Source organism: Streptomyces sulfonofaciens (genome assembly GCF_014656295.1).
GTDB lineage: Bacteria > Actinomycetota > Actinomycetes > Streptomycetales > Streptomycetaceae > Streptomyces > Streptomyces sulfonofaciens.
This window is the reverse complement of record NZ_BNCD01000020.1, coordinates 100,600-112,803: the sequence shown is the minus strand read 5'-3', so window position 1 is coordinate 112,803 and position 12,204 is coordinate 100,600. Positions and strand designations below refer to the sequence as shown.

Annotated in this window: 11 protein-coding genes and 1 pseudogene; 9 read left to right on the top strand and 3 right to left on the bottom strand. The window is 72.8% G+C overall.

What is annotated here, in order from left to right:
* Positions 1-71 precede the first annotated feature (71 nt).
* From IE313_RS27240 to IE313_RS27230, 3 genes are all read left to right on the top strand, one after another.
* A complete protein-coding gene (locus tag IE313_RS27240) occupies positions 72-575 on the top strand; it encodes a type III secretion system chaperone family protein (RefSeq protein ID WP_189936783.1) in 504 nt (167 codons plus the stop codon).
* Between the two features lie 185 nt (positions 576-760).
* Positions 761-2,647, top strand: coding sequence for a glycosyl hydrolase family 28-related protein (locus IE313_RS27235; RefSeq protein WP_229924994.1), 1,887 nt, complete (start codon positions 761-763; stop codon positions 2,645-2,647).
* Between the two features lie 219 nt (positions 2,648-2,866).
* On the top strand, positions 2,867-3,673 hold the full coding sequence (locus tag IE313_RS27230; protein WP_189936782.1) for an SAM-dependent methyltransferase: 807 nt from the start codon (positions 2,867-2,869) through the stop codon (positions 3,671-3,673).
* Between the two features lie 100 nt (positions 3,674-3,773).
* Here IE313_RS27230 and IE313_RS27225 read toward each other — a convergent pair whose 3' ends face one another.
* On the bottom strand, positions 3,774-5,075 hold the full coding sequence (locus IE313_RS27225; protein ID WP_189936780.1) for an MDR family MFS transporter: 1,302 nt from the start codon (positions 5,073-5,075) through the stop codon (positions 3,774-3,776).
* A 253-nt stretch (positions 5,076-5,328) separates the two neighbouring features.
* On the opposite strand from IE313_RS27225, the gene IE313_RS27220 reads away from it, so the two are divergent.
* The 4 genes and pseudogenes from IE313_RS27220 (at position 5,329) to IE313_RS27205 (ending at position 8,297) form a co-directional block, all read left to right on the top strand.
* Positions 5,329-6,090 carry a phosphoglyceromutase gene (locus IE313_RS27220; RefSeq protein WP_189936779.1) on the top strand — a complete coding sequence of 254 codons (762 nt, stop codon included), beginning with the start codon at positions 5,329-5,331 and terminating at the stop codon, positions 6,088-6,090.
* A 201-nt stretch (positions 6,091-6,291) separates the two neighbouring features.
* Positions 6,292-6,531: pseudogene (locus IE313_RS27215) on the top strand (transposase); the annotation flags it as partial.
* 66 nt (positions 6,532-6,597) lie between these two features.
* On the top strand, positions 6,598-6,936 hold the full coding sequence (locus IE313_RS27210; protein ID WP_189936777.1) for an acyl-CoA-like ligand-binding transcription factor: 339 nt from the start codon (positions 6,598-6,600) through the stop codon (positions 6,934-6,936).
* Between the two features lie 473 nt (positions 6,937-7,409).
* On the top strand, positions 7,410-8,297 hold the full coding sequence (locus tag IE313_RS27205; RefSeq protein WP_189936774.1) for a hypothetical protein: 888 nt from the start codon (positions 7,410-7,412) through the stop codon (positions 8,295-8,297).
* A gap of 334 nt (positions 8,298-8,631) precedes the next feature.
* Here IE313_RS27205 and IE313_RS27200 read toward each other — a convergent pair whose 3' ends face one another.
* Positions 8,632-8,787, bottom strand: a complete 156-nt coding sequence (locus IE313_RS27200) for a hypothetical protein (RefSeq protein ID WP_189936773.1) — start codon at positions 8,785-8,787, stop codon at positions 8,632-8,634.
* 186 nt (positions 8,788-8,973) lie between these two features.
* Positions 8,974-9,687: a phosphate signaling complex protein PhoU gene (gene phoU, locus IE313_RS27195; RefSeq protein ID WP_189936771.1), complete on the bottom strand. Its 714-nt coding sequence runs from the start codon at positions 9,685-9,687 to the stop codon at positions 8,974-8,976.
* Positions 9,688-9,984: 297 nt separating this feature from the next.
* Here phoU and phoR point away from each other — a divergent pair, with 297 nt between their 5' ends.
* Entirely contained in the window at positions 9,985-11,337 is a 1,353-nt protein-coding gene (gene phoR / locus IE313_RS27190; protein WP_189936769.1) for a two-component system sensor histidine kinase PhoR, read from the top strand.
* Entirely contained in the window at positions 11,334-12,014 is a 681-nt protein-coding gene (gene phoP / locus IE313_RS27185) for a two-component system response regulator PhoP (protein WP_189936767.1), read from the top strand. Before phoR ends, phoP begins: the two co-directional genes overlap by 4 nt.
* Positions 12,015-12,204 lie beyond the last annotated feature (190 nt).

Sequence of the window (12,204 nt, the reverse complement as noted above, 5' to 3'; positions counted from 1 at the left end):
ACCGGGCGACCCCGCGCGGACGGCCGCGGGCCCATCGGAGGCCGGGCCGCCGTCTCCCGTACCCTCGCCCCATGGGCGACGTGCGGACCAGGGCCATGGAGTGCATCGAAAGCACCCTGCGGGGCGCCGAGCTGGCGTGGGAGAACCCCGAGCCGGGCAGCTACGTCGTCCAACTGCCCGGCACCCGCAAGCTCTCCACCACGCTCTCCCTGCTCGTCGGCCGCCACGCACTGTCCCTGAACGCCTTCGTGCTCCGCCGCCCCGACGAGAACGAGGCGGGTGTGCACCGCTGGCTGCTGGAGCGCAACCTCAAGCTGTACGGCGTCGGTTACGCGGTCGACCGGCTCGGCGACGTCTACCTGGTCGGCAAGCTGCCGCTGGAGGCGGTCACCGAGGACGAACTCGACCGGCTGCTCGGATCCGTGCTGGAGGCGGCGGACGGCAGCTTCAACACCCTGCTGGAACTGGGCTTCGCCGAGGCGATCCGCAAGGAGTACGCCTGGCGGGTGTCCCGCGGTGAGTCCACCCGCAATCTCGACGCGTTCACACATCTGACCCAGCGTCCCACTTCCTGACGCCATCTCACCGGCCCGCACCCGTCGGTGTGTCGCAGGCCCATGCTCCTCACCTCCGGCCTGTCATCCGCCGTACCAATTGAGCAGTGCACACCCCTTTTCGCGCGCCGGGCCCCGTGGCATGCTCACGGCTTGCGTAAGTCTGAACTGCGTTCACATGCTTGCACGGCAGGTGTCGCGTACGGATGCCGCGGGGACAGGCGGCGGACACGGGAGGCGGGCTCATGGGCGGCACGGGCAACGGCAACGGCCACGGCACGGGCGGTCACCGCGGCGACGGCGGGGGCCACGGCGGCGCCGGGCAGCACGGCGGTGCGCCCGGTGCGCCCGCCCCGGACGGCGGCGCCCGGATCAGCAGGCGCGGCCTCCTGGGCAGCGCGGCAGCCGTCGCCGCGGCGTTCACGGCGGTGGGCACGGGCACCGCGTCCGCCGCCTCCACCGCGTCCCGCGCGTCCGGCGCGCGGAGCGCCGGGGGCGCACCGCTCAGGGGCCGCCCCGGAGCGGGCGGGAAGGCGACCCCCGTCCTGTGGGACGAGTTCCTTGCCGCCCCGTTCACCCACCCCCAGATCCCGTACGTCGGACGCGCCGGCTACCGCGGCGGCGAGCGCACCTTCCCGCGCCGCCGCGTCGTCGCGAACGTCCTTGACCACGGCGCACGGCCGGACGGCTCCGCCGACGCCGCACCCGCCATCAACGCGGCCGTCGCCGCGGCCGGCGCCGCGGGCGGCGGCACGGTCCTGGTGCCGCCGGGCACCTACCGCATCGACGACCTGATCAGGATCGGCGAGTCCGGCGTCGTGCTGCGGGGCGCCGGCAGCGGACGCACCAAGCTGTACGCCACGAAGAGCCTCACCGACCTGATCGGCGCCTACGGCTCGCGCTACGGCGGGGACAAGTCGAGCTGGTCCTGGGCCGGCGGCCTCGTCTGGCTCTGCCCCACCGGGCGCTGGGACTCGCTCAAGGCCGCCATCCAGGCCAGGGCCTGGCCCTTCGAGGGCTGGACCGGCAACAAGCGCGACGAGTGGCAGACCCTGACCACCGTCGAGCCGGCCCGCCGGGGCGAGGGGACGGTGACCGTCGCCGACGCCTCCCGGCTGCACGAGGGCGACCTGGTGCTGCTGCGGCTCGCCGACGACGCCGACCACACCCTCCTGGAGCACATGGCGGGCGGCGGCCCCGGCCCCGAGGCGTACTACTGGGACGACAAGACCAAGCTGACCAGCTACGTCCCCTACGAGTGGCCCGTCCGCGTGGCCGCCGTGCAGGGCCGCCGCGTCAGGCTGGAACGCCCGCTGCCGCTCGACGTCCGCCCCGAGTGGGACCCGCGCCTGACCACCCACGTGCCGGAGCTGACCGGCTCGGGCGTGGAGGGCCTCACCCTGGAGTGCGTCGAGACGCCGCAGTCCCAGCACCTGCTCGACAAGGGCTACAACGGAGTCGTCTTCCAGTGCGCCTACGACTGCTGGGCCGACGACGTGGTCGTCCGCAACGTGGACAACGGCTTCGGCCTCGTGGCCGCCTCCGCCTGCACGCTCCGCCGCACCCGGGTCGGCGGCCGCGGCGAGCACCACCCCTACTTCTGCCGCGAGGGCTCCCACGACAACCTGATCGAGGACTTCACGATCGAGGAGCGCACCGTGCCCGCGCCCGCGAACACGCAACTGCACGGCATCAACGTGGAGGGCCTGTCCAGCTACAACGTCTGGTCGGGCGGCGAGATGCAGATGGGCACCTTCGACAGCCACCGCGGCCTGCCGTTCGCCAACGTGCGCACCGACATCACGGTGAACAACAACGGCCAGCACGGCGGCGACGCCAGCGCGGGACCGCTCTTCGGCGCCCGGTTCACCCACTGGAACATCCGCGTCACCAACGAGCGCGCGGGACTCGTCAGGATCGACGGACTCGCCCCGTACAGCGCGACCGTCGCCATCAGCACCGTCCGCGAGTTCGGCCAGATCGACGTGCCCGACCTCACCGGCGACCTGCACAGCCGCCTCGAACTCTACGGCCGCCCCGACGAGGTGGAACCGGCGAACCTGTACGACGCCCAGCGCCGCGTGCGCGACTGACGGGCGGGCCGGGACGCGGGGCCGGGGATCCGGGCCGGGACGGGGGTCCGGCCCGCCCGCCCGGGTCCGGAATTCGGCGCGTTCGGGCGGTGGTCGGTGTGGCAGGCTGGGCAGCCGGACACAACGGAACCCAGCAGTGGCCGCACCGACCGCCCCTTCGGCGCCGCCCGCCGGCCGGAGGCGGACGGGCGGCACCGCGAGACAGCCCGGAGCGCCCTCATGACGGCAGGAAAGCCCAAGCCCCAGGTCGACACCAGCAAGCCGCATCCGGCCCGTGTCTACGACTACATGCTGGGCGGCAAGGACCACTACAAGGTGGACCGGCTGGTGGGCGAGAAACTGCCCGCGATCGCCCACCGCAGCGCGCAGTTGAACCGCGCCTTCATGCACCGGGCCGTGGCGTGGGCGGCGCGGCAGGGCATCGACCAGTTCCTGGACGTCGGCACGGGCATCCCCACCGAGCCCAACCTCCACCAGGTCGTGCAGGAGATCGTCCCGTCCGCCAGGATCGCCTACGCCGACAACGACCCGATCGTGCTGCGGCACGCGGAAGCCCTGCTGGTGGGCACCGCGGAGGGCGCCACGCACTACGTCCAGGCGGACGTCCGCGACCCGCACGCGATCCTGGCGGGCGCCGCGGAGGTCCTCGACCTGGGGCGCCCCGTCGCGCTGTCCCTCCTCGCCCTGCTGCACTTCGTCACGGACGAGGAGGACGCCCACGGGCTCGTCCGCACCCTCGTCGACGCGCTGGCGCCGGGCAGCCTCCTGATCTTCTCGCACGGCACCTACGACCCGTATCCCGAGCTGGCGGACCGCATCGGCACCGCCTACGGAGAGGGCGGCATCGCACTGCGCGCCCGCACACGTGCCGAGGTGGAGCGCTTCTTCGAGGGCCTCGACCTCGTCCCGCCCGGCCTCGTCACCGCCTGCGAGTGGTACAGGGACACGCCGGCCCCGCCCTTCGAGGTCAACGGCATCTACGCGGGCGTGGCCCGAATCGGGGAACGGCCGGCCGAGCAGCGCTGACCCGGCACGGGCACGGGCACGGGTGCGGGTGCCTGGCGGTGGCGGCGGTGGCGGCGGTGCGGTGGTGGCTGTGCGGCGGCGGTGCGGTGCTGGTGGCCGGTCAGGCGGGGGCCTCGGCCGGGCGGGCGTCCGCCGCCGGTTCCGGCTCGGGGCGGGCGGCACGGGGCAGGCCGCGCATCAGGAACGCGTAGCCGAGCGCGGCCGCCGTGCCGACCACGGCGCAGCCGGCCCAGAGCGCGGTCGTGCCGAAGTGGTCCAGGGCGAAGCCGGACATCAACGGCGCCGCCAGGGCGGCCACCGACCAGGACAGGGTGTACATGCCCTGGTAGCGGCCGCGGGCGCGGGCCGGTGAGAGGCGCACGACCAGGCCGGTCTGGGTCGGGGCGTTGATGATCTCGGCGAGGGTCCAGACGCAGACGGTCAGCACGAAGACGCCGACCGAGTGCGCGAACGCGGTGAGCCCGAAGCCGTAGCCCGCGAGCAGGGCGGAGGCGATCAGCAGACGCTGCGGGTCGCGGTGCTCGATGAGCCGGGTGACCGGGATCTGGACGGCCACGATCAGCAGGCCGTTCACGGCGACGGCCACGCCGTAGTCCGCCGGGGTGAAGCCGGCGCGGGACATGGCGACCGGCAGGCCGACGTAGCCCTGCTGGAAGACCAGCGCGATCACGAAGGAGAGCGTGACGACGCCCATGAAGCGGCCGTCCCGCAGCACGGTCAGCAGTCCCGGCTCCGCCGCGGCGCCGTTCGCACCGGCCCCGGTGGCTCCGGTAGCCCCGGTAGCCCCGGCCGCCGGGGCCGCCGGGGCCGGGCGGGACTCGGGCAGCCTGACGAAGACGACCACCGCGCAGAGCAGCGTCATGCCCGCCTCGACCAGGAACCCGGCGCGGTAACTGACCTCCGCCACGAAGCCCGCGGCCATCGAGGAGACGGCGAAGCCGAGGTTGAGCGCCCAGTAGTTGAGGGAGAAGGCCCGGACGCGGTCCTCGGGGCGGACGATGTCCGCGATCATCGCCTGCACGGCGGGCCGTGAGGCGCTGCTCGCCATCCCGACCAGCAGCGCCACCACCGCGATCGCCGCCGGGTGCGTCACGAAGCCGAGTACCGCCACGGTCAGCGCGGTCGACGTCTGCGCGAGCAGCATCGTGGGCCGCCGCCCCAGCCGGTCCGTCATCACCCCGGCACCGACCGCCGCCACCACCCCGCCCAGGCCGTAGAGCGAGGCGACCAGGCCCGCGTAGGAGGCCGAGAAGCCCCGTTCCGTCGTGAGGTAGATCGCCATGAAGGTGACGACGAAGCCGCCCAGGCGGTTGATCAGGGTGCTGGTCCACAGCCACCAGAAGGCCCCCGGCAGCCCCGAAACGGACTCCCTCGCGGCCTGTCCGATCCTCTTCAGCGGCATGGTTCCCCCCGTGGTGGCCGGGCGGTGGTCGCACACCGCGCCGGACCGTCGTCACACCCTGACGGTAAGTGTCCCAAGTGGCATGCGCAGATTACGAGCCCGGTCGTGGCGGCCGCCACTCGTTTGACGCCCACCGTCAATCGGCGGGCGCCCGCGAGGGTCCGGCCACCGGCCCGCCCGGCCCTGGCCAGGGGCCAGCCCGGCCCCTGGCCGCCGCCCACCGCCGCCCTGGGGTTCGATTAGGCTCGGCCCCATGGCCGACGCACCGTACAAGCTGATCCTGCTCCGCCACGGCGAGAGTGAGTGGAACGCGAAGAACCTGTTCACCGGCTGGGTGGACGTCAACCTGAACGAGAAGGGCGAGAAGGAGGCGGTCCGCGGGGGAGAGCTCCTCGGTGAGGCGGGCCTGCTCCCCGACGTCGTCCACACCTCGGTACAGAAGCGTGCGATCCGCACCGCGCAGCTCGCCCTGGAGGCCACCGACCGGCACTGGATCCCCGTCCACCGTTCCTGGCGGCTGAACGAACGCCACTACGGCGCGCTCCAGGGCAAGGACAAGGCGCAGACGCTCGCGGAGTTCGGCGAGGAGCAGTTCATGCTCTGGCGCCGCTCGTACGACACCCCGCCGCCGGCCCTGGCCGAGGACGCGGAGTACTCCCAGTTCGACGACCCGCGGTACGCCGCCATCCCGCCGGAGCTGCGGCCGCGCACCGAGTGCCTCAAGGACGTCGTCGTGCGCATGCTGCCCTACTGGTACGACAGCATCGTGCCCGACCTGCTGGTCGGCCGGACAGTCCTGGTCGCCGCCCACGGCAACAGCCTGCGCGCCCTCGTCAAGCACCTCGACGGCATCTCGGACGCCGACATCGCGGGCCTGAACATCCCGACCGGCATCCCGCTCTCCTACGAACTCGACGCGGACCTCCACCCGGTCACCAAGGGCGGCACCTACCTCGACCCGACGGCCGCGGCAGCGGCGATCGAGGCGGTCAAGAACCAGGGCAAGAAGAAGTAAGGATCGAGATCGTGCCCCCGACCCGCGCTTATGGTGCAGATCGGGGGCACTTCCACAGCCTGGGCCCAGTGTGGGCCCTCAGCGCCCGGACTCCTGCGGCCGGAGCGCCGGCCCGAGAGCCCTGCGGGCACGGTCGCGGCTACTCGGCATGAGGTGCGCGTGCACCTTCAAGGCCAGGCCAGGATCGGAGTGCCCGGGGTACTCGCCGAGCGCGAGTGGCCGGCGGTGTTCCTGCTGCCCGCCTACTCGCCCGATCTCAACCCCGTCGAGTGGGTATGGGCACACGTCAAGCACAGACTCGCCGATCTCGCCGTGGTCGCGCTCGACCGGCTCGAAGCCCTCGTCCGCAGCCGGCTCAAGCGCCTTCGACACCAGCCCGACACCCTCGACGGCTTCACAGCCGGCACCGGCCTGACCCTCGACGAACCCACGTCACCTTGAGGAGCCGAGGTCGGTGAAGCCCGCGCGCCGCGGCTCGGGCGGCGCTACAGCAGGGAGCTGACGAGCTTGCCACCCTTGGGCGTGGCCCTGACCACCCTGGACTGGGAGGCCATAGGCACCCGCGAGGCCCAGCGGCACCGCCAGCTCGTCATCGCTGACAGCCCCGAGCTGACCGAGCGCGAGCTGGTCAAGTACAACGGCTTCGCGGCAGCGTTCGCGGACGGCCTCGGGCGGCGCGGGGTCGAAGCGGACACGTGCATCCTGGCCGCGCAGGCTGGTCTTGCGGTCTTCCGCACCGCCTACCGCCGCTGGCTCGACGAAGCCGACCACGAGGACATCGCGGCACCGGTGCGCGCGGCGCTGGCCGAGCTCCGGGCGCTGGTCACGGCGGTATCCGCGTCGTAGCGCCGCGGGCACAGCGTCCTCTGGCCGTGAGTCCCAGTGGCGACGGACGACGACCGGCAACGACTGGCAACGACCGCCCGACCGCAGGTCGGGCAGGGTGTCCCTGTCCCTGACCAGGGATGGAGGACGGGCCCGCCAGACCCAGGGCAAGAAGAAGCAGGCGCCCACGAACGAGCCCCCCGCCTGCGGCTACGTCGCCGGGCGGGGCACGTTGCGGTGTTCGGGCCGTGTGGCCGCCCTCTGACGATGCGCTCGCGTCCGCGGTCGGCAGCCGGACCGGGCGGGCGGCACCGCCGCGGCCCCGGTCGGCGGTACGGCCGGGTCCGGACCGCCGCAGGCCCAGGGGAGAACCGCCCCTGGAGCGCCCGACCCCCGTCGAGGCTCGGGAGCCCGTATACACGGTTCTGCCGGAGTCGAGGCAGGTTCGGCACAACTGGCGACAGTGCGCGGTGCGATGCGGCACCATGCGTCCGGTGTCATTGGAGGGAGTAGTCGCCGTGACGACCGTGGTGACGGCGTTCATCACCGTCCCGGCCACCCTGGTCGCAGCGCACTGGACCAGGCGAAGCATGGACAGAGCCGCTGATGCGGCGGTGGCCGTCGGACTCGGCCAGTCCGAAGCGGCGGTGCAGGCCGCTCGGCTCCAGGGGCGTGCGGGGCGCGAGCACGCGCTGGAGAGCGAGCGTCGTGCGGCGTACACGCGGCTCCTGTGTGCAGCGGACCTGCTCGTGCGAACGGTGCGAGAGCTACCGGCCGTTCCCCACGAGTCCCGCAAGGCCCTGCTGGACCAGAAGGTGACGGGAGTGGTCGAGGCCCAGGCAGGCGTCGCCGTGCTGGGGCCGCCGTCCCTCACGGCCCGAGCACGGGACGTGCTGGAGCAGAGCTTGGGGCTGGAGAAGCTGGCCCTGCGGAGAGCTGTGCTGCGAGCGGCGGTCAGCGCCTTGGAAACCCACTGGTGCCCGCGCGACGCAGAGGTGTGCGAAGACCCGCAGCACGGTTCGGCGTTCGTCGCCTGGGAGCTCTTGTCCCAGTGGGGGAGCCTGGAGGACGAAGAGCGGTGGGCGCAGCTTGATTTCCTGGGGTTCACGTTGCGGGAAAGCCGTGCCCTGACCGCGGAGCAGGTGGATCAGGTGCTCGACGTGGCCAACTCGGTGGCATGCTGGGACCTCATGATGGGCGGATGGGTCCGTGATCCGTTGCTGGAGCGGTTCCAGGCGGTCCGTGACGAGTTCGCCCGTGCGGCACGCGGCTCCCAGGAGAACTTCGCCGTCCGGGCAGGCGGGCGTGGCGAGACGTGCGACCCGCGGAGCGACGACCTCGGTCCCAGAATCCCCGGCAGGACCCGCGGCACGGAGACGTAGGGGTGGGACCGCGCCACGGCGCCCGGAAGGCGGCGCGGGGAACGGCGCGCCCGGCCACGATGCTCCCGCGGTGCACCACCGGGCCGATCGCCCCGCGGCCCCGCGCCGCCCCACCCGGCGGACAGGGCCACTCCCCGTGAGGGACCCGCTCCCCGTGAGGGGCCTGCTCCCCGTGAGGGGCCTGCTCCCCGTGAGGGGCCGCTCCGAGTGAGGGGCGCGGGGTGAACGCGGAAGGGGCCGGCCCGAGCGGGCCGGCCCCTTCGCAGTAGGTGCCGCGGTGGCCACGGTGCGGCGGCGGGCCGCGGCGCTGGACGCGGTGACGGCGGAGCCTGGCTCAGCCGCAGTTGCCACCGCACTGACAGGGCGAACCGGACTGGCAGCCGCAGCCGCAGCCCGAGCCGCAGCCGCAGGCGCCGAGCAGCGGCAGGTGCCGCACCGCCTCGGGCGCGTGCTCTTCCTGTGAAACGTCGGTCGTCGGGGATTCGGCCATCGGATCCTCCTCGCGGGCACGGTCTCCGTGCGCCCATTGCAGTCCCGGCGCATCGGGCGCATCAAGGGCGCATGGGGGCTCGGGCCCGCGGACGTGGCCCGCGGACATCACACGGCGGCGCCCCACGCTTCAGAGGGGGGCGCCCCACGGGTCAGACGGGGGCGCCCCACACGTCAGACGGGCCCCTCAGACCCCGTCGCCGCCCGCGACCGCCTGGCCCTCGCCCTTTATCGCGGGCTGTACGTCCTGCTGGAGCTCGTCCGCGTGCTCACCCGTCACCAGGTACACCACACGCTTGGCCACCGACACGGCGTGGTCCGCGAAGCGCTCGTAGTACCGGCCGAGCAGCGTCACGTCGACGGCCGTCTCGATGCCGTGCTTCCACCGGTCGTCCATCAGGTGCTGGAACAGCGTCCGGTGCAGCAGGTCCATCGCGTCGTCGTCCTGCTCCAGTTGGAGCGCCAGGTCGATGTCCTTGGTGACGATGACCTCCGCGGCCTTCGCCATCAGCCGCTGCGCGAGCTGACCCATCTCCAGGATGGTGGCGTGCAGGTCGTAGGGCACCGCACTGTCCGGGAAGCGCAGCCGGGCCAGCTTGGCGACGTGCTGCGCCAGGTCACCCGAGCGCTCCAGGTCGGCGCTCATCCGCAGCGAGGTGACCACGATCCGCAGATCCGTCGCCACCGGCTGCTGCCGCGCCAGCAGGGCGATCGCCCGCGCCTCCAGGTCGTGCTGGAGGTCGTCGACCTTCTGGTCGGCGGCGATCACACTCTCCGCGAGCTTCAGATCGGCGTCGAGAATGGCCGTGGTGGCGCGCCCGATCGCCGACCCGACAAGGCGCGCCATATCGACCAGGGCCTCGCCGATCGAGTCCAGTTCCTCGTGGTACGCGTCCCGCATGTGGCTCGTCCCTCTCTGACTCTTTCCGGATCCCGCCGGCCGCCGCGGGCCCCTGGTGGACGAGCCCCGGCGCGCCGGCCTTCCTGGCACGGCTCTGCCGGCCGTGTCAGCCTGCTGCTCCCCGGCACCTCACCGGTCCGGGTGAACTCCACGCTCCCACGTTCAGGGCCCTACGCGACCGTTTCCGGCATCGCAAATGAACCACCCCCGACCCTGAGGTGAACTCTGGGCGACGAGTGTCGTAGGCGACACCTGGACGGCTGTGGCCCGGGGGAGCGGCGCGCATAACCTGGAGCCATGGACGTGAACGCGGCGGTCGCCGCAGCGACCGCGATCGCCGGTGTGTGCACCGGCGTGACCGCGACGCTGGCGTTCCGCTGGAGCGAACGCGACCAGAAGAGACCCACCCGCACCTCCCTGCACACCGACCCCGTGCTGCCCCCGGGCGTCGACACGGTCCTGTCCGTGCTGCGCTCCTCCGCCGTCGTCCTCGACGAGGCCGACGCCGTCGTCAAGGCCAGCTCGGCGGCGTACGCCCTCGGCCTGGTGCGCGGCGGCAAGCTCGGCGTGGAGCCGATGCTGAAGATGGCCAGGGACACCCGCAGGGACGGCGAGATACGCCAGATCGAGCTGGACCTGCCCCGGCGCGGCACGGGACGCGGCGAGGCGCTCGCCGTCTCCGCCCGGGTCGCACCGCTCGGCTCCCGCCTGGTGCTGCTCCTCGTGGAGGACCTGACCGAGGCCCGCCGCATAGAGGCCGTGCGCCGTGACTTCGTGGCCAACGTGAGCCATGAGCTGAAGACACCGGTCGGCGCCCTCTCCCTGCTCTCCGAAGCGGTACTCGACGCGGCCGACGACCCCGAGGCCGTGGTGCGCTTCGCGGGCCGGATGCAGATCGAGGCCACCCGCCTGACCAGCCTTGTCCAGGAGCTCATCGACCTCTCCCGGGTGCAGAACGACGACCCGCTGGAGGACGCGGAACCGGTCCGGGTCGACGAGCTGGCCGCCGAGGCCATCGACCGCTGCCGCCACCAGGCCGGCACCAAGCACATCACCATGGCCGCCTCCGTCGGCGCACCCGCGGGGCCCGGCCCCGCCGGCGCGGCCGCGGACGCCGGGGAGCCCCGCCAGGACGCCGAGGACCTGCGGGTGTGGGGCAACCGCGGCCAGCTCGCCGCGGCCCTCGGCAACCTCGTGGAGAACGCAGTCAACTACAGTCCGTCCCGCACCCGCGTCGGCATCGCCGCACGCCGGGTGCCCGCACCGGGCGGCGCCTTCATCGAGATAGCCGTCACCGACCAGGGCATCGGCATCTCCGAGAAGGACAAGGAGCGCATCTTCGAGCGCTTCTACCGTGTCGACCCGGCCCGCTCCCGTGCCACCGGAGGCACCGGGCTCGGCCTGGCCATCGTCAAGCACGTGGCCGCCTCGCACGGCGGGGAGGTCACCGTGTGGAGCACCGAGGGACAGGGCTCCACATTCACCCTGCGGCTGCCGGAGGCGGGTGCCGCCCGCGCTCGTGCGCCACGGGAGGAGCCCGTACCCGACGACGCCGGCGACGACGCCGGCCGCATCGGCAGCGGGCAGCCCACCGAGACGTCCGTCTCATCCCCGTACGAATCATTCACCGCCCGGGAGGTCCTTCCGTGACCCGAGTGCTCGTCGTCGAGGACGAGGAGTCCTTCAGCGACGCCCTGTCCTACATGCTCCGCAAAGAGGGCTTCGAAGTCGCCATCTCCACCACGGGACCCGACGGCCTCGACGAGTTCGAGCGCAACGGCGCGGACCTCGTCCTGCTCGACCTGATGCTGCCCGGGCTGCCCGGCACCGAGGTCTGCCGTCAGCTACGCAGCCGCTCCAACGTCCCGGTGATCATGGTCACCGCCAAGGACAGCGAGATCGACAAGGTCGTGGGCCTGGAGATAGGGGCCGACGACTACGTCACCAAGCCGTTCTCGTCCCGTGAGCTGGTCGCCCGGATCCGCGCCGTGCTGCGCCGCAGGGGCGAGCCCGAGGAGGTCACCCCGGCGGCCCTGGAGGCGGGCCCCGTCCGCATGGACGTCGACCGCCACGTGGTCACCGTCTCGGGAGCCAAGGTCGACCTGCCGCTCAAGGAGTTCGACCTCCTGGAGATGCTCCTGCGCAACGCAGGCCGGGTGCTCACCCGGATGCAGCTCATCGACCGGGTCTGGGGCGCCGACTACGTCGGTGACACCAAGACCCTGGACGTGCACGTCAAACGGCTGCGCGCCAAGATCGAGCCGGACCCCGGGGCGCCCAGGTACCTGGTGACGGTGCGCGGCCTCGGCTACAAGTTCGAGCCGTAGGCCCCCACCGGAAGGCCCTCACCGGAAGGCCGTCGCCCGCGGGCCGTGAGCCCTCGGCCGCGGGGCGTGGCGCCGCTGCCGTCGGCGGACGGACCGACGCGGGGTGCCCACCGCCCCGTTCGCGACGCGCAGCACCCTCACCACCCTCACCACAGCAACAACCACACAACAAAGGGCGGCACCCGTGCGG